Source organism: Yersinia hibernica, assembly GCF_004124235.1.
Classification (GTDB): Bacteria; Pseudomonadota; Gammaproteobacteria; order Enterobacterales; family Enterobacteriaceae; genus Yersinia; species Yersinia hibernica.
Genome location: NZ_CP032487.1, coordinates 3,778,735 through 3,800,717 on the forward strand (window position 1 = coordinate 3,778,735; position 21,983 = coordinate 3,800,717).

Genomic DNA, 21,983 nt, shown 5'->3' on the forward strand with positions numbered 1-21,983 from the left:
TGTCAAAATTATTTTGACAGTATAAGACATGACTCATGCTAAATCTGCAACGCCTGATGATCTTCGCCGCTGTAGTAGAAGCCGGAAGTTTCACCGCGGCCGCCACCGCCCTTGGGCTGACCAAGGCTGTTGTCAGTTTTAATATCAAACAGCTTGAAATCGACCTTGGCGTTTCGCTACTCGTGCGCAACACCCGGCGGCTGTCGCTGACTGATACCGGAGAACGATTTTATCCGCGCTGCCTGCGGCTGCTGGAAGAAGCGGAGAATATGCTGGAAAGCGTGCAGCAGGACCACGCCGGACTGAGCGGCATATTACGTATTACCAGCACGTCGGAGTTCGGTGCGTTGGTTGTCGTGCCCGCACTGGCGGCGTTTTCTCGCCAACACCCGCAACTGCGAATCCAGTATGTTTCGTCTTCTTATCATGCTGATTTGATTGCCGAGCGTTTTGACATCGCCATTCGCCTGGGTCAGCTTGCTGATTCCAGCCTGCGCGCCGCCCCCATCGACAGTTTCGCTATTTTGCCTGTGGCTGCGCCCGAGTGGCTGGCTGAGCACCCAATAAAGAACCTGGCCCAATTAGCACAGGCTGCCTGGCTTGCCCACAGTCGACTTAGCGCACCGCTAAGCTGGCAAGTGATGACGCCTGAACAGGGGCCAGTGTTATTTAAGGTGGAAAGCCCCCCGGTAATCATGGCGGATAGCGCTACTGCACTACTCGCTTTTGCGCTGCAAGGCTCCGGAGTGGCGCTGTTGCCGGACTGGTTGGTTCGCCCAGCCCTAGAGCGCGGCGAACTTTCAGTATTATTGCCTGACCACCAGTTCCCAAACCAGAGTATTTACGCGCTGTATCCAAATACGCGACGAGTGCCGGAGAAAGTGCGTGTGTTTATCGATTTTCTGCAGGCGCGGGTCGCCAATAACAGTTAACTCAGCCCGGCACCGCGTAACCACACACCTTAGCTTTCATCACACAGCCGTTATTCTGTCCTCTCAAACATCAAATCCCAAACACCATGTCCCAAACGCTGGCCACGTAATTCAAATTTTGTCAGCGGGCGCGAGTCTGGGCGGGGAACATAATCATTCTGTTCTGAAAGGTTACGATACCCGCTGGCACCGGACATCACTTCTAGCATATGTTCTGCATAATGCTGCCAGTCGGTCGCCATATGAAACACGCCACCCACTTTTAATTTACTTTTGACTAACTCGACAAAAGGCACTTGGACGATACGACGTTTGTTATGGCGTGCTTTGTGCCATGGGTCAGGGAAAAACAACTGAACCATGTCCAGGGATGCATCCGGGATCATATTTTCCAGCACTTCAACCGCGTCATGGCACATAACCCGCAGGTTATTCAGGCCCGCGTCATGCGCTGAACCCAAGCAGGCCCCCACACCGGGAGAGTGAACTTCTATCCCCAAGAAATTTTGCTGTGGATTACTAGCGGCCATAGTCACCAGCGAAGTGCCCATACCAAAGCCTATTTCCAATACCACAGGGGCTTCACGGCCAAACAAGGCCGTTAAATCAATAGGGGTTGGCTGATATTCTACGCCCATCACCGGCCAATAGTTATCGAGCGCCAGTTGCTGGCCTTTGGTCAGCCGCCCCTGACGGCGGACAAAACTACGAATACGGCGCATGGCTCGACCGTTTTCATCAAATTCCGGAGATATGACATCATTTATCATGGTGCTTTCTGTCTGTTAGTTGCGCATACGAACGCGCATTATGCAAAGATACGCCAGTTTATCAACTCTGACGGCTATAAGTACAAAATTAAGCTGTAAATAACCCAAACTGGCTAATTGAATGCTGCTAACACCGCAGTCGCGTCAAGGGTCAAGATTCCCCCCAAAATCATTGGCTTTACAGCAAGGCAGCAAGTGAACAAATCCCAATGAGCTTACAATAAGTAAGTGATTTGGGTGCGGGAACGTAGCTAACACCGCAGTCGCGTCAAGGATGAAGGGGGGTTTACAGTGTGATAACTCTATGCTGCAATCCAGCCCTAACTTATTTCTCTGCTGGATATCGATACCTGCTTATGATGCAAGCGCAACAATTCGCGCACGTGGTACTTGAGTGGTACCAACGCTTTGGCCGCAAAACATTGCCATGGCAATTGGATAAAACACCTTATCAGGTCTGGTTGTCGGAAGTGATGTTGCAACAGACACAGGTTGCGACTGTCATTCCTTATTTCCAGCGTTTTATGCAGCACTTCCCTGATATCCGTGCGTTGGCTGCTGCCCCGTTGGACGAAGTGTTGCATTTATGGACTGGGCTCGGTTACTACGCCCGCGCCAGAAACCTGCATAAAGCCGCTCAAGTAGTGGTTGAACGCCATCAGGGGGAATTCCCCACAACTTTTGACGAGATACTCGCGCTACCCGGTATCGGCCGCTCTACTGCTGGTGCTATTTTATCGCTCTCATTAGGGCAACATTTTCCGATTTTAGATGGGAATGTTAAGCGAGTTCTCGCCCGTTGCTATGCCGTTGAAGGATGGCCGGGTAAAAAAGAGGTCGAAGGACGGCTGTGGCAAATCAGTGAAGATGTTACTCCGGCCAAGGGAGTTGGCCAGTTTAATCAGGCGATGATGGACTTGGGCGCGATAGCTTGCACCCGCTCAAAACCCAAATGCGAGCTTTGCCCACTGAATATGGGATGTCTGGCTTATGCTAACCACAGTTGGACACGCTACCCGGGTAAAAAACCCAAGCAGACAATACCGGAAAAAACAGCCTATTTTCTGTTGCTGCAAAACGGTGCCCAAGTGTGGCTCGAACAGCGGCCTCCCGTGGGGTTATGGGGCGGGTTGTTTTGTTTTCCACAATTTGCGGAACAAGAAAACCTAGACAGTTGGTTGCAACAGCGTGGCCTGGCTAGCAGTAAGTTGCAGCAATTGACTGCTTTTCGTCATACCTTCAGCCACTTCCATCTGGATATTGTTCCCATGTGGCTGGATACTGCATCAGGACGTGGATGCATGGATGATGGGGCGGGTCTCTGGTATAACTTAGCACAGCCACCATCGGTAGGATTGGCAGCCCCAGTTGAGCGCTTATTGCATATGTTGGCAAAAACAGAGTTAGCAAAACAATAACGGGCAACACCAACTTCTAGCCAAATAGTTTTATTTGGCTATGTCGCCATAACAGAGGATTTAGCATGAGCAGAACGATTTTTTGCACGTTTTTAAAGAAGGATGCTGAAGGGCAAGATTTTCAGTTATATCCGGGTGAAATCGGCAAACGCATCTATAACGAAATATCAAAAGAAGCCTGGTCACAATGGATAACTAAACAAACCATGCTGATTAATGAGAAAAAGCTCAGCATGATGAATGTAGAAGACCGCAAATTGCTGGAACAGGAAATGGTCAATTTCCTGTTTGAAGGACAGGATGTTCATATTGAAGGTTACACGCCTCCGAGCCAGTAACCACTTGGGGTCTATTGACCCCACTGTTATCTCCTAACTCATTCAAATTGTAAGCAGGCTGGCAACTTGAAGTATGACGGGGATATTTTTCATCAATATATGGCTTGTAAGATGAAGAAAATTTTAGCTTTGCTGGTAATTGCACCTTTGTTAGTGTCTTGCTCGGGCAATAAAAATCAGGCAGAAAACGAAGCCTTTATCAAAGACACTAATGGTTTTGAGATTTTAATGGGCCAGTTTGCCCATAACATTGAAAATATTTGGGGATTAAAAGAAGTCTTAATCGCGGGCCCAAAAGATTATGTTAAATATACCGATCAATATCAAACCCGCAGCCACATCAACTTTGATGCCGGTACTATTACGGTTGAAACCATTGCCACGAACGATCCGGCGGCTCACTTACGTCAGGCGATCATTACCACCTTATTAATGGGCGATGATCCTGGCTCTATCGATCTCTATTCTGATGCTAACGATATCCAGATCAGTAAAGAGCCATTCCTCTATGGGCAAGTACTCGATAATAATGGCCAAGCTATTCGTTGGGAATGGCGTGCTGCGCATTTTGCCGACTATTTACTGCAAACTAAAATGCAAAAACGCACGTCTGGTTTGCATGTTATCTGGTCGGTAACCTTGCAATTAGTTCCTAACCATCTGGATAAACGTGCTCATAAATATCTGCCGCTGGTACGGCAATCGGCTGAAAGATATGGCGTTGAAGAATCATTAATTCTGGCAATTATGCAGACAGAATCGAGTTTCAACCCATATGCCGTAAGTGGCTCGGATGCATTGGGTCTGATGCAGGTTGTTCAGCATACAGCTGGGCGCGACGTGTTCAAAATGAAAGGTAAGAGTGGTCAACCGAGCCGAAGCTATCTATTTGATCCTGCAAATAATATCGATGCAGGTACAGCTTATCTGGCTATCTTGCAAAACACCTATTTAGGCGGTATTCAAAATACCACTTCGCGGCGTTATGCCGTTATTACCTCCTATAATGGCGGAGCAGGCAGCGTACTGCGGGTCTTCTCCAGTGATAAAAATCAGGCTGTGAATATTATTAATAATATGGCGCCAGGCGATGTATTCCAAACACTAACCACTAAACACCCATCCGGTGAATCTCGCCGTTATTTAGTGAAAGTGAATAGCGCACAGAAGAGCTACCGCCGCCGTTAACACCGCTGTAACTTCAAATATGAGGGATATAAATGGCACAGTTCACTGTGCCATTTTTTATGCCTAAAATTGTGATCAGCTAATAAATGTGCATACTTGAATAGCAACCATTCTCAATAATACGTTTATAGTATTATGCACTCCTCTACTCCCCACCACGGGCAGACTGAACAAATGGACTTTGGGCTTACCGCTTTCGAAATGATGGCAATCTTCTCCACCATGGTCATCGCCTATATTATTTTTGGCATCACCGGCTTTGGTTCGGCCTTAATTGCCAGCCCAGTTTTAGCACTATTTATTCCCGTCGCTAAAATTGTCCCATTGCTGGCCATTGTCGATATGTTTGCTGCGATTACCAATGTGGCACGTCATAGCCGCCATGCGGATATAGCTGAACTTAAGCGGCTGGTGCCCTTGATGATTATAGGGAGCCTCATTGGCGCAACAGTATTGCTACGCACCCGCCCAGATATTTTGCTATTGGCACTGGGCATGTTTGTTATTTTATATGCGATATATTCTCTCAGCCGACGTAAACCGCAGGGGCAATTCAAACCCATCGCCGCGATTCCTTTCGGCCTCATCGGCGGCATCTTTAGTGCATTATTTGGTAGTGGCGGGTTCATCTACGCTATTTACTTATCCGGGCGGATAGTCAGTAAAGACAATTTACGAATTACACAAACAACACTTATCGGTCTGAGCACTCTCACCAGAGTGATTTTATTTGCTCTGGCTGGCGTCTATATGGATTTGTCGATTTTATGGTTGGTCTTGCTGTTGGCACCGGGGATGTTAGTCGGATTGGCAATTGCGAATAAAATCAGCTTAGGAATCAGCCGAGAACAACTGATTAGAATAATAAATATCTTATTACTGATTTCAGGTACTGTTTTACTGGTGCGCTATTTCGGTTACTAATCCTCCCACATCAGACAGCCGACATCATTATCGGCTGTCTCCAATGCTCAGATCATTGAGTAATGACATAACCAAAAATACGCCGCCATTCCACATCGCCTTTTTCAATATAAACACCCTGTAATTCGGGTGAAAAACCCGGCAATAAATTGATGCCCTCTTCCAGCGCCAAGAAATAACGCTGCACTGCCCCTCCCCATATTTCACCCGGCACAACACACAATACGCCCGGAGGGTAAGGTAATGCACCTTCAGCAGCAATACGTCCCTCAGCTTCAGCAATAGGGATCAACTCAATATTATCGCGAACAAACTGGATATTGGCATCCTGCGGATTCATCACGATCTGGGGGAAACTGGCTTTGCGGAACATCTCTTTTTGCAGCTGTTTAACATCATAGCTGACATACAAGTCATGCATCTCCTGACATAACTGACGCAGCGTATAACCACGATAGCGCGTTTCATTCTTGCGATATATCGTCGGTAATACATCACACAACAATGCATCTTGCTCAATATAGCGCTCAAACTGTACCAACATTTCAACCAGATGTGCCATCTTGGCTGGGTTTTCGGCTGGAGTGAGCAGAAATAGAATTGAGTTGAGATCACATTTTTCCGGCACAATACCATTTTCACGCAAGAAAGTAGCCAATATTGCTGCAGGCACACCAAACTGGCTATATTGGCCACTACTGGCGTCAATGCCCGGGGTGGTCAGCAGCAGTTTACAAGGATCAACCAGATACTGATCTTGGTTATAGCCTGTAAATCCATGCCAACTTTCATCAGGTACAAAATTAAAGAAACGCGCATCATTGGCAATAATATCCGTGTCGTAATCCTGCCAATTCTTACCACCAACCGTCGGTGGAATAAATGGCCGTAATAGTGAGCAGCGCTCTAATAATAACTTACGGGTATCAATACCGAGCTTTACACAATCCATCCACATGCGGCGACCACTCTCACCGGAATGTATTTTGGCATTCACATCTAGTGCTGCGAATAAGGGATAAAACGGGCTGGTTGATGCATGCAACATAAATGCATTGTTAAAACGCTTATGATTACAGTGGCGTTTTTGCCCTTTGATGTGATTATCTTTTTTATGCACTTGTGAGGTTTGGGAAAACCCTGCCTGCTGCTTATGCACCGACTGAGTCACAATAATCCCAGGGTCGTTTTCGTTTAATTCCAGTAACAGTGGCGAGAAATCTTTCATCATTGGAATAAATTGCTCGTAGCCTACCCACGCCGAATCAAACAAAATGTAATCACACAAATGACCAATACTATCCACCACCTGACGTGCGTTATAGACCGTACCGTCATAAGTGCCTAATTGAATAATAGCTAATCTGAACGGCCGAACATCATCAGCACGTTCGGGAGCAACCTCATTCAATTGCTGACGTAAATAGCGCTCATCGAAACAGTGCGCATCAATACCGCCAATAAAACCAAATGGGTTACGGGCAGTTTCTAAATAAATGGGCGTTGCCCCTGCTTGAATCAGCGCTCCATGGTGGTTGGATTTATGGTTATTGCGATCGAACAATACCAAATCACCACGAGTCAATAAGGCATTAGTGACCACTTTATTGGCCGCCGAAGTGCCATTCAGCACAAAATAGGTTTTATCCGCGTTAAACACCTGCGCCGCATATTTTTGTGCATCTTTTGCCGCACCTTCGTGGATAAGCAAATCACCCAGTTTGACATCAGCATTACACATATCTGAACGAAAAATCGTCTCACCATAGAATTCAAAAAATTGACGACCCGCGGGATGTTTACGGAAAAACTCACCGCCTTGGTGCCCTGGGCACGCAAAGGTTGAATTGTTCATCTCAACATATTTCTTTAATGTTGAGAAAAAAGGTGGTAGCAGATTTTTTTGATATTCACTGGCGGCGACTTCTACCTGAGCATTGTAAAACGCTTTATTTGCCTCACCGAGTGTGATGACGCCTTTAATAAGAGGTAAATAATCCGCAGAAACCGTCTGTTCTGCCATGACAGCAACAAAAATAGGCATTGCAAAGCCCAAATCGTGAAGCTTTGACAATATACCGGCATTCGCATCTTCAACCGACATCACCACGGCGGCAACATCGGTAAAATCGGTTTGATTGAGGTATACCACTCCCCGCTGGCTTTCTACATAAGAAGCCAGACGAGCACTTGTTGCTATTTTTAACTGTGTCATGTCACTTACTCTCAAACGGTCAGGTATGAGGCTGCCACTTTGGCATATAGATGACACCACATTGAGAAACTTATGTGATGCCGGCAAGTTGATATCTATAAAGCACACTTATTCTGGCAGAAGTAAAAGCCCGAATGGTGAATAAATTGGTCTCAGCATCGACCAATAGACATCAGTAAAATCAGAGGGTTGGCTCTATCTTTAATAATGTCTAACAGTGAGCAACACATAGCCTTACCGCATGGAAGGGATAAGAGACTTAACAGAAGTGAAACAGAGGAAGTGGCACCTGAGGCGTTGAATATGCATTAAATCGTGTAAAACTGCCATAACCGCCCCCTGCTTAAATTCTCAAAATAGTATGGACTAGCGAAATGAATACTAACGTTAAATTCGCGCAATAATTGCATGTTTTAAGGGGTGATTCAATCTTTGTTACTCAATAAAAATGCATATTTTATGAATATCTAAGCTATTGTTTTTTAACGAACTGAAAAATAAAAAATCTATATATCAAGCAGATGAAATAGGTGTTAGTGATGAAAAAATCATCAACCCACTATTTTTTTAGCTATTTTCGCATAAAAAGAGAGCAACCGATCGCCAATATATGAGAAACTCATTGACGATTTGGTGCCAATACGGTTTAATGCGCCCCGTTGCCCGGATAGCTCAGTCGGTAGAGCAGGGGATTGAAAATCCCCGTGTCCTTGGTTCGATTCCGAGTCCGGGCACCAATTTCAGAGCCTGTTCGTTAAGAGTTGAGATCCTTAACGGGCATGACATAAGTACCCGAAACAGCGTCGTGTGATAAATATACTTATCGCATCGATTGTTGAACACTCGGGACTAAGAAGCCGGAGAGTGTTTAGACCACTCTCTGGCTTTTCTCGTCCTTCCGATAAGAATTCTTACAGTTTCTGACCGGTAGTGTCAATCTTATGTAAAGGAAAGCAGCATTTTTTTGCTTTCAATCACTTAGATTTGACTTAAGATTAATCTTGTCCGCCAAAAACCTCCTCTAACGCTATACGTAAACTGTCCATATTGCCTTCAACATACTCCAGCGTCACAGCCACACTTGAATGTCCCAACAGTGTTTGAACCACTTTCAGGTTACGGTCCGGGGATTTCATCATGTCAGTAGCAATGGTATGTCGGAAACGGTGTGGAGTGATGGTGCACTGACACTCCGTTGAGAGCCGGCGGAAAAAACCGCGCAGGGGTTGATAAGCCATCACATCTGTTAAGATATTTTTTCGCCCATCAAACCGGCTTGCGTTAAACAACATATCACCGTGCGTAGCACCACGCTCTGTGGCAGACAAAACTAGCCGTTCCAGTCTTGGCCGCAGTAATCGGGTTATAGGTACCCGGTGTTCCCGGTGATTTTTTGAGGCTTCCGGCCGTAAATTTATCCATCCCCCCTCTAGATGCACATCCTCAAGACGAATATTGAGCAGCTGATTCTGTCTCATTCCCGTGTAGCGAAGCGTATCTACCACACTGAGCCAGAACCAGGCTGGTCGCAGAGCTGAGCGAAACTTTCCAATCACACCTAAGCTTTCCTCTCTTTCCCTCGCTTCCAGCAGCAAATAGATTTTTTTTATCTCTGTCTGAGTGAGCGTTTTTTTCCGTTTAATATCGGGTCTGGCAATCACGCCATTAAAGGGATTGTCTTTTAGGGAAATAAATTCTTGCAGCAGCGCATGATTATAAATTGCACGCATATGAGCCACTTTGTTATTCCATGTTATCGATGACAGTCCCTGTTCACTTAAGACATGCCGCCGCCAGTTTAATACGGTCAGCCTGTTGACCTGACCAGGTGAAACCTTATCGCCTGTGTAACGTCTGAATGAATTAACAACCTTCCTGTAACTCCACTCTGTAGCGGGCCTCAATGTTTTGCTGAAAAAATAATCCTGCAGAATATCGTCATAATTAGTTGAATCCATTTCATTCTCCCTATTACTTAATTAAATAAGCCCTAATGCTATTTATTGGGTGACAACCACCGGCTGTCTGCGAGCACGACACCTGGTTTAAAGAGTTGTGAGGCCAAAATCATATAGCCTGACATTCGGGTAAATCGCCCTTCCCTGCTCTCACTCTCATATTTCCTGTAGATATATATCCCCTTACCACTCCTCGAATAATGCTTATTCAGTGCTTCAAAGCTTTTTTGGGTCTCATCTTTATCTCCCGCCATATTTTCCTGCGCGGCCAGGTACCGGTAAAAACAATCCGGTGTCTGAATAAAGACGTACTGCGCCATAGCATGCAGCAGGCTGTCCTGCCCATTCACACTTAAAGCGCCCTCCTCAATAGCATCAATCAGCCAACGCCAGAAATGTTCCCCCAGTGTGAGCGGCCCGGCAGGAGCAGGCTGCACCGGTACCGCCACCGGAAGACCATCAGCAGGACAGGCCTCATCCACGAGTCCCCCACCGGTCATTTTATCCAGCAACGTCAGCAACTCCCCCGGCGTACCGCCACCATGTTGCGACACCTCCCCCGGTTCAGCATCCTCATCACTCATCCCGGACTGGCTGATGGCAGAAACCAGCTCTGGCATGACCGAAATGACAGCCTCACCGCCCAGCAACTGAGTCTTATTATCATCGGTTACAGCAGAAACAATGGGACTGACAGCAGATTCAATTGAGGGATGTTCGGCAAAGTCTTGAGGCGCGCTCCCGCGTAAAGGTTCCGTATTTTCTGCTACCAATTTGAGTGAAGGTTGTAGAGATGTGCGCAGTGAAAGCAGCCCGCATTTTTCGCGGGCCTCGCTCACAGCAGCATGAAGAATGGCACCCGCAGGTTTATCACCCGACAGGTAACCCAGTAACGCGTCCGTCAGTGCCGGCCAGCGGGCTGCCCACCGTAAGCCCTCATAAGGTAGTAGGCGATAAGCCGATGCGGCAGCCCTCACTGTTGAATTCGTGGTCTGCTCACAAAATCTGACCCGCCAGGGCGCATCCGGTACCTCGAGCCCCGCATACCACCGGCGACCGTCTTCATGAAACACCGCCATTTGTTCAAGACTGCCCAGGTCATGCAGCAGTGCTGACCAAAAAATCGCCGTACACCACGCAGCACCCTGCTCAGCCTGTTCTTCCGGGGCAGCTCCCGGTGGCAGCATCCATCCCCGGGATAATCTGACGGCGCAAACGGCCACCTCCAGCGCCTCATCCAGCATGCCCCCCTCACGGGCATAGGGACCCGTGGATGATGCCGGTAATTGCTGGAGTCTGACCGCCAGTTGCTTAACAGGCTCCAGCCAGAACGCTTCCCAAACAGGCCTCGAGAAAGGACTGTTGTCCCACAGCTGTTGCAGCGCCTGCTGTCGGGCCGACGTGCCAAGAAGTATTTCAGCGCTTTGCGGTGAAAACCAGCCGCCAGTGCTGCGGTGATCCAGCACCTCCGCGCCCTGAGCCGAAGCCCCCTTTACCTGGTTATGTAACTTGCCTGCAATCCACTTTAGCATTGACGTCCCCCCTGCCAATCATCAGTAAAGGGGCATTACGCTATGCTTTGCCACTGTCCTGGCAAGCGGGAACTCTTTATTCATTATCTGCATTAATCCCTTGATCTTTATTTTTAGAAACTGCAGGAAGAGTTTCTGCAGGTCAGGAATAAAGGGATGTGCATAAATGTGGTTTTTCTTGTCACCGGGAAAGCACACACATGAAATCAGACACCGCCTGCCTGGCCCTCATTGTGGTCGGCTGGTTTTTTATCTGCGTCGTTATCACTACCACCATGACAAAGGGGACCCTCAGCCCGGACAGACTGGTTATGCTGGGCACCCTGTTTTTTACGCCTGCATTGCTCAAGCCGTTATCACGGTGCATGCTGTTATTCAGAAAGCCCCCGTTTGTCCTAATGAAAAAACAGCACAGGACCTGGCTGCACCTAAACCCCTGGCTCTCCACCGGTCAGCCGGGCCTCAGGGATATCAACCGGTATTGGCGGGCATTAACAGACACACTCAGCGCCGGGCTGGCACAACCCGAGTACACGATTATCCTGTCATCACACCTTCTCAGTTCCCGGCGCACAGCCCGGTTGTTACGACACTTTCCCGCCAAACAATACCGGTACCACGCGCTGAGCAGGCCAGTCAGCCGTGCAGAACGGTCAGGTTTGCAGCTTGAAACGCTGCTGAAAGAATGGCGTTGGTATTCCCCTTCCCTGTACTGCGGTGTCCTGATTATCCGCAAAAAAGACCGGAGGTGCTGACATGCTGTCCTGGAAACTCATGATGGCCACCGAACGCGCCTGTCGAAACGTCTGCGAGGGGGAAGAAGCCGCCGCGCATGACAATGACATACTGAGTATTTGTGATCGCATGGCTCTCTGGAGTGAGGGATTTATCGCCGGATGGCGTGAGGAAAATGCATGCATAACGCTCTCAGAACGGTTTCGTCAGAAGGTCAATCGATGGAGGCGATAACAGGAAAGGTCCCGAATGGAGTGAAGCCAGTAAAACCCTGACTGTACATGCTGATGTCGATACCACCGCATATGGCAGTTGCTGCGCCGCGAAGGGCTTCATGTTAATCACAAGCGCGTGTACCGCCTTTATCATCTCAGTGGCCTGGACGTAAAACGCAGAAGACGTCGTAAAGGGCTAGCAAAAGAACGTCTGCCGCTGCTCCGCCCGACAGCCCTCAATCTGACCTGGTCGATGGATTTCGTCATGGACGCGCTAACAAGCGGTCGCAGGATCAAGTGCCTGACTTGCATGGACGACTTCACGAAGGAGTGCCTGACGGTAGCCGCACCGCCTCTAAACCTTGAACCTCCGTGTATTCTTGTGCCTCGACATTGGTTGAATTGGAGTGCGTATTATTTAAATTCATAATGATTAAAAATTGTAAAAAACGGAGCGCTTTATTAATGCGCTCTGTTTGCCCTATGAGCCTAATTTTTGTTGTTCAAGATAGTTGAAACCATATCGTTACAGAATTTTTCTATTTGCCAAGATTCCAGGCTAATTATGGATTGATTGGCAGCATTAGCTGGGAATGAAGATATTGTGTGAGATATTTTATTGGCCTCACTAGGCATGTCATTTTTCCAGGCATTTCTTGCATATAAAAGGAAGTAAAGGTTTGCAGGGTTGTTTGGCATTGTTACAGTGAAAATATCACTTAGCCACTTCGAGGCATATCCGATATTATGCAAATCATGATAACTTAAATTACCATTTATAAAAGTCTGATAAGACTTGCAAACTAATTTCAAAGCCTTTTTATACTCTTTTAGTAATAGATAGCATTTCCCGATGTTTCCATAATGAGTAGAAAAAGTCATATCAATATCATCATTAGTTAGCTCGTCTAGAGACTTTCCTTCACAAAAATAATCAAGAGCTATCAATATGTTAGATTCAATACCTGAATCCCTTAAGGCAAGGTGGTATCGATGTTTTCCTGACCAACTATCTTTTTGCCCCAGAAGGTCTATAAGGTCTGCAGCACTTTTTCCAAAAGTTATCGACTTATCGAAATCTCCTTCAACCCAATATCTATGACACTTTGACGATTTGATAAGAATTTGATTTGAATCTGCGACCTGAAAAACGGATAAATATTTTTCGATATACTTGTCAAAAATATCATAACGACCGAACTCAGCAGATCTGGTGAAAAACGTGTCCATAAATTCATGAAAGCCAAGTATTTTGGTAATAAAGCTATGCGTCCATGAGACTCTATCCATAACTAGATCACATAGTCTTAAGAATTCTTCGCAATAACCTGATATCAGAAGTGAATCACATGTTAGTCTTATTTCATCGACAGCATTTTGCAATCGTCCTGCACTAATTAGCACTTCAACTTTCTTTATTAAAAAATCAATATCATCATGAGGCAATACTTTTCCGAATTTATTTTTTAAGAGAACGATATAGCCATCAAGATAACTCATATAAAGAGCAATATAACTTTCTTGGTCTCGTGTATCGTATTTACCCTTGATAAATTCCCTAACAAGGGGATGTAATTCTAAATACCCCTCACCTTCTTTTTCAACTATTAAATTTAATGATTTTAGAGATCGCAAACCTTTTGAGAATTGATTGTAATTAATTTTCTTAGCTACAATCTTAGATAACTCTTCTTGGGATTCCGCAATGTTACATATAGATAAAGTTCGAAGGATTATCTTTTCCCTCTCCTTTAAACCATCCCATAAATCTTCAAGTACGGTGGCAGAAACTATTGTGGAGAAGTTAGTATCATCTTTAGATAAATCTCTTTTTTCAATTTTCCCTAAAACCACATCTATTTGATTAAAGTTAACTCGCGACTGAGCTAATATCAACCCCATCCATAACGGATGCCCTTGAGTGTTCTGGTATAGTCTATAAGCTAAATGACTTAGTTCATTGCTTTTAATATTTTTATGATATTTTGATATCAACTCTGCAACTTCAGTTAATTTCAATCCCTCCAAACGTATTTGATAGGAACCTACCCCAGCGAAATGTATAAATGGGCGGCACGTAAAAATAAATCTCGAGTTATGTGGTGAAGAAAGAACATAGTCGAAAAACTTCTTCATATCACCAGTTGGCGTGAAACTCTGCAAATCAATATATTTATCTATATTATCAAAAACAAATATTCCTTTCCTCGTGCCTAGCAAATTGAAAAACTTATCGACCAAAAGATCCGTTTCTAGGCCAATAAGTGAATTAACTTTGATTTGGTTGTTAGAAACTAACTCTATTAGCTGATATAACTTTGTTTGGAAATTTAATTCTTCTTCTTTAAAATCCCTCCAGTCACAATAAACATACTCATTACGGTCAACATCTGTTAAAAATTTAGATGCTAAGGCTGATTTACCTTGACCACCTATTCCTGTTATAAAACAGGCCTTATGCGACAATTTTAATGCATTTAATTCATCAACTCTACCAGCCCAGTTCTCAATCACTGGAGGAGTATCATGACCCAGCGTCAACTGAAAGCCTTCATCATCATGTGATGATAATTCAGTAGTGTTAGAATGCAAATTGGGGTCAGTATTATTACTTACCGTATTCTTTTCTTCTATTATTGCAATCAAAGAGTCGATGTACTCAGGAAATAATTTGTAACTCCCAAGTTTTATAGTTTCAACAAAATCATGATTCACATCTTCAGTGGTAATAATGAAATGCTCACGACCAATGCCATTATACATTTTATTCAGGGAGTCAAATAGTTCGACGAGATAACTATCACTAAGACTATATCCGATGAATAAACAACTGTGTGTAGATAAAATCTTGTTCAACTGAAAATTTGCCAAACCTCCAGTTGAGGACCCTTTATATAAAGTATCATAATCAGATGTGAATATTATGGCATTATCTATCGCACTTGCACAACCATGTATTTTTAAAACAAAAGAATCTTCCTGATCTAACTTTTGAAGATTATAATTACTTGAGGTATCAACTTTATAGATACCAGTATTATACTCAATTAAGTAATCGTAATTTGTAGTGATAAATTTTTTACTCAATTTACTTAATTTATTATAAATTGGCGCTAATTTTTTTTCTGATACAGCTTTTTCGAAATTAATGTATACATCTCTTTTGTTCTTCTCTTTAATTTTATCCAATACTTCTAATGGAGAAAGGATTCCAACTTCGAGCGCATCTTTAAAAGCAGATCCTTTTTCAACATTTGGACTGTTCAATGTATCAAGAACAATTTTTTTCCATGTTGGCAATCCGGAGGAGAATGATAAGCCTGCACCTACGAAAATTATTAATTTATTATCTACTATGGCTTCTATTAATTGATTTGGAATCTTATTATCCATTATAACCCCATGAAGTATTATGTTTTTTAGCATTTGCATTTTAACTCTTAGTTAATTTTTTTTATAGTGTTTTGCTAACAAATTATGATGCTCAACTTTATAGAGTATGTTAATGCATATTGAATCGCCACAACTTTAGTAGCCATCTTTAAAGTGGTTAGTTATGACCATTAATCATAAGACGCAACTTCCGCTTCTCCTCATATCTGTCGGTCAAATACCCCACATTCAACATGAGAGGCGACAGTCTCTCAGTGTTGGACAGAAAAACCTGAGTATCCAGGTGAGGCAGGGAATTACGCAAGCGGGCGGAATGCCAACAATGGACGGGATCGTTCTGAGTGAATCGGGCACGCCCCCAAAATCCTGCGCCAATCAGAAACAGAAGGCGGCTGATGTTTCGGAAACTGAAAGCATAAGTGGAAGATGTGTTTGCAACTCCTTAACCATACAGTCAAACCGGCCACCAAATGATATCCAGCCCAGATGCGGGCTGGATATTAGCTTTTCCGCCAATCAGTTATCGCAATGGCCTGGCACGGCTAATTTAGCGTAAATATTAATCCCGTTCGATTTGAAAGCCGCACTTTCATCAAAAACAATCGCAACACTTTTAACAGGTCTAGTCAGGCCGACATACAATTTTGCGCGCGTATCATTGGTGAGAGCAGCAGAGTTATCCTGAAACCACTGAAGCATGGGTTTGGTCGGATAGATGACCACACGTTCAAATGTCAGGCCTTTAGATGTTCCAAAGGTAAAGACCGGATAACGTTCATCTACAGATCGTCTCTTATCCCAGCGAAGCTGAATGGGAGTAAACGCTTCCAGATAATGGTTCAGGAGCTTTTCAGGCAGCAGAAAAATGCCATCATGTCCAGAAAGGCCCCGTACGTTAGAGATTGATGGTGTGAAGTATGGATAAAGTTTGTTGGCAAAATCATTGATTTCATGGAAGCACCGAAAGTTCTCATTCAGCATTTTTCCATCGACCGTGACCCCTGCCGCCTTGTCATCAAAGAAATTCACGATGGCCGCTTTTTTGTACTTCGCATTTTTTTCGGTATTGACGGTGCTGTAAGTCGCCTGCCGCGGATCCCCGACCAGTGTAATTTTAATGGGTGACCTGAACAGTTTTTGAAGAATTTCAAGATCGTAACCGGCCAGGTCCTGAACCTCATCCACATAAATCTCATCAAAACATGCAGCCAGCCGGGCGATGACCTTTCCGCCTGACTTTTCATCACAGCGAAGAGAGAGCTTGGCCATTTTATCGGAGTAAACCTTAAAATCAGCGCTGAAATAGTGCAGTCTGAAATCTTTCTCCCCCCAGTAGATGGTTCTCCCAGCTACCTTATAAGGCCTTTCACCGGATTTGCTGCTGCAAAGGATCATGCCTTTGACATCATAGTCAAATAAACATCCCTGATAAGGTTTGATCCAGTGTTTAATCAGAAAGGAAAACCAGGTGATGACATATAAATTAGGCGGAACACATCCATTCTCTTTAGTGATTTTGACATTGATCTCATCCCGGCAGGCTTCGGTGAACGTGGTAATCAACACACGCTTTCCCGAGGTAACCATCTTTAATGCTTCACGGACCACAAAGGTGCTTTTACCTGCTCCTGCAGAAGCGATGATGACTTTGTTCATTTGATCGCATCCAGAATGTACTGCGGATACTGAACGCTGAGTGCCGCCGTATTAGTATAGTTAAATATTTTCAGCGCGCACTCTGTCTTGTTCGCACGCATGTAAATGTGCAATTCATCATCAGAAGCGTGTGCTGTCGCTAATATGGTATTGAGATTTACTCTACTGTTCACCTTCAGCAATTTAGGCTCGAGCGTGTTGTAATTGTATTTTTTTGTACCGACCATCAGCGTACCGGCATCAATAGTTGGGTCAAAACAGATGTCAATGTGCGGTTTTTTGTTCCCACCTAGATAGGCGTCATATTTTTTTTGAATCGCAGCAATATCGCCGTCATTATCCGTAACAACGCGGGTGGGTTTACCGATAATCGCGGCAATTTCCAGAAATCTCAGAAATGAGATCCCCACTGAAATGACTTCAATTCCGTCCTCAACGGGCAGACGGCCCTGATTCGCATCCATGTAGGCTTTCTGAACCACCAGTTCGTCCGAATCGCCTTCAACCAGAATCGCGCCCTTACACAGAACCATTCGCAGCGTGTCGTAACCCGCAATCTTTTCGAAAAATTCCTTTGTGCCCGGTGTAAGTGAAGCCAGCTTGGTCGTCTTGCGGTTTGAGAGAAAAATCAGATCGCCAAGGCCGAGTTTATTCGCAACGAAACTACTGTGAGTCGTAATGATGATTTGTTTACCTGCGCAGTTATCTTTAATGGTCTTAATGAGCAGATTCAGCTTGGTGTGCGACAGGTTATTTTCAGGCTCTTCAATCAGAATGACATTCGACTCTTTCGCTTTATTATGCGAGAGCGCCAGATTTGTCTTCACGATGCTTTGCTCGCCCTTCCCTATGTAGCTAAACGGAACATCATCTAGGCAGGTGATCAGGCTGGACTCCCATGCCTTTTGGGAAGAAAGCTCAACCGAGATGGTGACTTTTTTACTGGTAATTTTGCTCGCTGTGATGATTTTATTATTGATGGTTTCGATAGACTTGTCTGTTATGAAGGCCTCTTTCATTTTACGGTGCGATTGAGAAACACTGATAACCTCATCATCAGTCAGTAGGTCTTTAATTATTCTGCTGATGTAGACATCTGACCCGTTATTGCCTCTGGCCGAAGACGAGTCAATAAACGCTGATTTAAGAGGGATGTTGCGGGATAAAAGTGCGTCTCTGTTGAAACCTTTCCACTCAATATCGTAATACTCGATGGGCAGCGTCCTGATATCACCCGCTTTTAACAACGCCTCATAGGCTGCATTGTAGTCCTCGTTAAACTTGATTTTGAACACGACGCCAACCGAGGCAGATTTCAGGCAGTTACCGTCTCCTTCGAGGAAGACGGTGTCCGGTCCTTTTTTAAAGTGAAGCTCAACGAACAGTGCCGGAGGTGGCAGTTTAGCCGCTGTTGTGAGACTGGCCAGATAGTCCTTCACTAATTGATCGTTAAACAGATACTGACTGATGTTGTTCTTAACTGGTTTTCCCGCGTATAAACCCGTCAGCCCCAGATTAATCGCCTCAAGGATTGTGCTTTTCCCTGCTTCATTATCGCCAACGATGATGTTCACTGACTCATTGAACTCGATGGAGAATCGGTCTTTAAAACCTTTGAAACCCTCAATAATTAGCTTTGTGATAACCATCAACATCTCCATTACATATTATTCAGAATCAGTTCAGGAAAATTTTCCTGATGAAAAGTGGATAGGGATTTATGGCGGCAAGTTCAATGACAACCTAACTATTGACCTATTCTCCTTAAATTAAAAATACGGCAATTTTAGTAATGCCTCTATCGATTATGGAGGCAATTGTGAGCTTCCGCTCTTCGCTCTTGAGGGGCAACCATTGTGTCGCTCCGGCACAGAGCCGACTGAATGAAGACCTACATAAGTCGTCGTGGCGCAAAACGGAATTATGCTGAGAGTAATACGGTTAAATTTCTTATTCACTGGTTACCTCCTGCGGAACTGTCATGTCAGCATAGGCCGGCTTTTAAGCGCATGCTGCAGTTCCTCAGGCAGGGGCTGTTCAGAAACATATGACACATTTGATACCTTACAAGCAGACACTCATAAACGCTGCGGCTGGCAGAGTGAGCACAGGCAAAATGTGTGGCGAAATACAGATCGGTCGGCCTGGCGGGAAACAAAGCTACAACGTCATAATCATTTCGTGCCAGGCCATACCGCCGTGATCTGAAGCAGAAGGTCTAATATAGATGTAGCCAAATTTCTTATAGAACTCGATATGATGCGTTTTGCACATGAGATGAATGGATTTCTTGCCTTTCTCTTTCATCATATTAACGAACTCACGCATCATTAGGCCGGCGTAGACTTTATCCGAACTACGACAAACTGCTTCGGATGAAATAGCACTAGTTTATCCTTATAAAAAGGATCTTCTTGAGATCCTTTTTTTACGCCTTAATGTTGTTGACGCTGTCTGGCCTAGAACAATGCATCAAACAGGCTGTGTTCAGGAAAGGCAGCAACGTCAATGTGATCTCGTATGCCGATGACTTTGTGGTCACCAGCACATCGAGGGAACTGCTGGACGAAACGATAAAACCGCTCATCGTGACGTTTCTGAAGGAACGAGGGCTGGAACTCTCACCCGAGAAGACCGTCATCACGTCAGTCAGCGAGGGATTTGATTTTCTGGGTTTTAATATTCGCAAATACAGGAATAAATTGCTGATCAAACCCAGCAAGTCCAATGTACTGGCGTTTATCAGAAATATCAGGGCTGTCATCAAATCTCACCCAACAATGGTAACGGGCGAACTGATCCGTATTCTCAATCCCAAGTTACGAGGATGGGGAAACTATTACAAACACAGTGTCGCCAAACAGACCTTTGAGTATGTAGATAGTGAGATATTCAAGGCATTACGCCGTTGGTCAACGCGAAGACATCCGAATAAAGGTACGAAATGGGTAGTGAGAAAGTACTTTTTGCCGGAAAACTCGTGTCAGTGGCGTTTTCAAGGTGTGTGGCACGTTAATGGCCTCACGACGCGGGAATATCTGAGTCAGTTAGCCCAAATTCCTATCAGACGACATATCAAAATCAGAAGCGAAGCCACCCCTTATGATCCAGTGTATGCAGATTACTGGCAGTCACGCAAAGAAAATCAGGGGAGAAGCCGCAACAGTTGGTATGCAACGATAGAAACTGCATTATGAGAGGTATCACCGGGTAACGATAAATGCCTTTGAGAGGCTTGAGCGGAGTGCAGTGAAAGTTGCACGCTCCGTTCTTAGGAGCGCGCGGTCTGGTAACAGGCTGCGCTTATCCGACATATCAAGGGAAAAATCACCCCAGGGGATGATCTCCCCCCCAGGGCTAAGTTCACGAGACAGTCAATAAAGCAAGAAGTTACCCGTCATGCACGGCAACCCCCTTTAACACCTCGCCACAGCAGTCAAAGTGAATCAGTGAGACATCGAACCGTCTCATCAGCACGTAGACAAGCTTGCGTGCACTTTTGGAAAACCCACGCTTCTTCAGCACAAGCAGCGGAAAACTGTAGGCACTTAACCGCACCAAATAGCCGGTGCCGGTCAGATGTATCCACTCAGCATCCCCCCACTCACATCGCTGATGGCCAAGGCGACAGAATAACGCCGCATCCTGTTCAGTCAGATGTGCGGTGCTGCAAACGACGTACCGGTAAAGTTCCGCAGGTTGCACGTCTTCCACCGCGTTTGGGTTGAAGGCATCATTGTCACTAGCCATTTTACGCATCCTTCGCTAATGGCAAATCGGTCTGTACGTTCACCGGCAATGCATCTTCCGGGAAAGCCATCAACTGAGTCGAAAATGGCCCTACCCCATACTTACCGCTGTCAACATGGTCGCCGCGGTCATAGCAGTCATAACCCCGTATACCGTGCACCGGCTCCAGGTACCAGTGGCGGACCTCACAGTCGAAGACGGCTGAAAGCTCCCCCATTAATTCACTGGAAGGCGGGTACGAAGGTGAATCAAACTCCAGCCGTAAACTGTTTATACGGTTACGATGCCAGAGAACGTTATGACCACAGGGCCATTCCATCCCGTGGATCCGACTGTAAAGGCTGCCCGTACCGGACATCCCCACCAACAGACGGCTGTTGCCGTTAATCTCCGCGGCAAGCCGGGAAGGGATAATCATCAACATGTCGCAATGGCAGGCACGATCAGGCCTTTTCCCCAGTTTCTCCCAGCACGTCTCGCCGTCAATATGAAATGACCAGGTGGCCACACCAAACCAGTCAGCGTATTGCCGGGTCATCAGTTGCGTCATGACCTGGCGAGCGGCCGGAGGGATCGCCTCCCATCTGACAGCACCCAACCCTGACTGCGTCCAGATACGGTCAATCTGTCTGACAGTATCTGGATGGAGTACAGCATCTTTCTGCAGTAACTCCAGCCAGTGCTGAAAAGCCAGGTTTGAGGCGATGGCAGTGCCGGTTCCGTGAGATACCAGTCCTGGGAAAGGGGGGTATTCCACCGATTTGACCGGTTTAAGTATCCCTGCCGCACCGGCCAGAAACAGCTGAATGCTCTGCTGTACGGCGTGACGGTAAAGGGGAACTTCATCACCGGTGACCCACTGCAGCATGACGTCGATAAAGACTGAACGGCCGGTAATTTCCAGACGGTTTTTGCACCATTCAAACATGGTTAATTCTCCTCTTTTGAACATGAAAAGA

The 21,983-nt window shown here is 45.5% G+C and carries 16 protein-coding genes, 1 tRNA gene and 2 pseudogenes; 9 read left to right on the plus strand and 10 right to left on the minus strand.

All coding sequences use genetic code 11. The features are described from left to right. Positions 1–35 precede the first annotated feature (35 nt). On the plus strand, positions 36–932 hold the full coding sequence (locus D5F51_RS17815; RefSeq protein ID WP_129198190.1) for a LysR family transcriptional regulator: 897 nt from the start codon (positions 36–38) through the stop codon (positions 930–932). A gap of 50 nt (positions 933–982) precedes the next feature. Here D5F51_RS17815 and trmB read toward each other — a convergent pair whose 3' ends face one another. Beyond that, positions 983–1,702: a tRNA (guanosine(46)-N7)-methyltransferase TrmB gene (gene trmB, locus D5F51_RS17820; RefSeq protein WP_129198192.1), complete on the minus strand. Its 720-nt coding sequence runs from the start codon at positions 1,700–1,702 to the stop codon at positions 983–985. A 356-nt stretch (positions 1,703–2,058) separates the two neighbouring features. Here trmB and mutY point away from each other — a divergent pair, with 356 nt between their 5' ends. The 4 genes from mutY to D5F51_RS17840 all read left to right on the plus strand — a co-directional run bounded on the left by mutY (position 2,059) and on the right by D5F51_RS17840 (position 5,570). Next, a complete protein-coding gene (gene mutY, locus D5F51_RS17825) occupies positions 2,059–3,120 on the plus strand; it encodes an A/G-specific adenine glycosylase (RefSeq protein WP_162301778.1) in 1,062 nt (353 codons plus the stop codon). 65 nt (positions 3,121–3,185) lie between these two features. Then, positions 3,186–3,458: an oxidative damage protection protein gene (locus D5F51_RS17830; protein WP_004391023.1), complete on the plus strand. Its 273-nt coding sequence runs from the start codon at positions 3,186–3,188 to the stop codon at positions 3,456–3,458. Positions 3,459–3,569: 111 nt separating this feature from the next. After that, the gene (mltC, locus tag D5F51_RS17835) at positions 3,570–4,646 is read left to right on the plus strand and encodes a membrane-bound lytic murein transglycosylase MltC (RefSeq protein ID WP_129198194.1); all 1,077 of its coding nucleotides are present in this window, start codon (positions 3,570–3,572) and stop codon (positions 4,644–4,646) included. Between the two features lie 174 nt (positions 4,647–4,820). Beyond that, positions 4,821–5,570, plus strand: a complete 750-nt coding sequence (locus tag D5F51_RS17840; RefSeq protein ID WP_129198196.1) for a sulfite exporter TauE/SafE family protein — start codon at positions 4,821–4,823, stop codon at positions 5,568–5,570. Between the two features lie 52 nt (positions 5,571–5,622). Here D5F51_RS17840 and speF read toward each other — a convergent pair whose 3' ends face one another. Next, positions 5,623–7,785 carry an ornithine decarboxylase SpeF gene (gene speF, locus D5F51_RS17845; RefSeq protein WP_129198198.1) on the minus strand — a complete coding sequence of 721 codons (2,163 nt, stop codon included), beginning with the start codon at positions 7,783–7,785 and terminating at the stop codon, positions 5,623–5,625. Between the two features lie 661 nt (positions 7,786–8,446). Here speF and D5F51_RS17850 point away from each other — a divergent pair. After that, positions 8,447–8,522: transfer RNA gene (locus D5F51_RS17850), tRNA-Phe, on the plus strand. A 258-nt stretch (positions 8,523–8,780) separates the two neighbouring features. Here D5F51_RS17850 and D5F51_RS17855 read toward each other — a convergent pair. Both D5F51_RS17855 and D5F51_RS17860 read right to left on the minus strand, forming a co-directional pair. Then, a complete protein-coding gene (locus D5F51_RS17855) occupies positions 8,781–9,743 on the minus strand; it encodes a tyrosine-type recombinase/integrase (RefSeq protein ID WP_099462406.1) in 963 nt (320 codons plus the stop codon). Positions 9,744–9,781: 38 nt separating this feature from the next. Then, positions 9,782–11,275 (minus strand): TraI domain-containing protein, encoded by a 1,494-nt coding sequence (locus tag D5F51_RS17860; protein WP_099462404.1) that lies wholly within the window; start codon positions 11,273–11,275, stop codon positions 9,782–9,784. Positions 11,276–11,475: 200 nt separating this feature from the next. On the opposite strand from D5F51_RS17860, the gene D5F51_RS17865 reads away from it, so the two are divergent. Together D5F51_RS17865 and D5F51_RS17870 are read left to right on the plus strand one after the other, a co-directional pair. After that, on the plus strand, positions 11,476–12,030 hold the full coding sequence (locus D5F51_RS17865; protein WP_245994816.1) for a hypothetical protein: 555 nt from the start codon (positions 11,476–11,478) through the stop codon (positions 12,028–12,030). 274 nt (positions 12,031–12,304) lie between these two features. Beyond that, a pseudogene (locus tag D5F51_RS17870) lies at positions 12,305–12,568 on the plus strand (IS3 family transposase); the annotation flags it as partial. A gap of 146 nt (positions 12,569–12,714) precedes the next feature. Here the strand turns inward: D5F51_RS17870 and D5F51_RS17875 are convergent. From D5F51_RS17875 to D5F51_RS22815, 4 genes and pseudogenes are all read right to left on the minus strand, one after another. After that, the gene (locus D5F51_RS17875; protein ID WP_129198200.1) at positions 12,715–15,618 is read right to left on the minus strand and encodes an SIR2 family protein; all 2,904 of its coding nucleotides are present in this window, start codon (positions 15,616–15,618) and stop codon (positions 12,715–12,717) included. A 516-nt stretch (positions 15,619–16,134) separates the two neighbouring features. After that, complete coding sequence (locus tag D5F51_RS17880; RefSeq protein WP_129198202.1) at positions 16,135–17,274, minus strand: UvrD-helicase domain-containing protein; 1,140 nt, start codon at positions 17,272–17,274, stop codon at positions 16,135–16,137. After that, positions 17,271–18,923, minus strand: coding sequence for an ATP-dependent nuclease (locus D5F51_RS17885; protein WP_099462398.1), 1,653 nt, complete (start codon positions 18,921–18,923; stop codon positions 17,271–17,273). Before D5F51_RS17885 ends, D5F51_RS17880 begins: the two co-directional genes overlap by 4 nt. A gap of 511 nt (positions 18,924–19,434) precedes the next feature. Then, positions 19,435–19,623 (minus strand): annotated as a pseudogene (locus tag D5F51_RS22815) (GNAT family N-acetyltransferase); the annotation flags it as partial. 65 nt (positions 19,624–19,688) lie between these two features. Between D5F51_RS22815 and D5F51_RS17895 the strand changes: the two are divergent. Then, positions 19,689–20,471, plus strand: coding sequence for a group II intron maturase-specific domain-containing protein (locus D5F51_RS17895; protein WP_245994817.1), 783 nt, complete (start codon positions 19,689–19,691; stop codon positions 20,469–20,471). A gap of 193 nt (positions 20,472–20,664) precedes the next feature. Here the strand turns inward: D5F51_RS17895 and D5F51_RS17900 are convergent, their stop codons facing one another. Both D5F51_RS17900 and D5F51_RS17905 read right to left on the minus strand, forming a co-directional pair. Beyond that, complete coding sequence (locus D5F51_RS17900; RefSeq protein ID WP_099462393.1) at positions 20,665–21,024, minus strand: DUF5983 family protein; 360 nt, start codon at positions 21,022–21,024, stop codon at positions 20,665–20,667. A 1-nt stretch (position 21,025) separates the two neighbouring features. After that, the gene (locus D5F51_RS17905) at positions 21,026–21,952 is read right to left on the minus strand and encodes a DUF1281 domain-containing protein (RefSeq protein ID WP_099462391.1); all 927 of its coding nucleotides are present in this window, start codon (positions 21,950–21,952) and stop codon (positions 21,026–21,028) included. Positions 21,953–21,983: the final 31 nt, after the last annotated feature.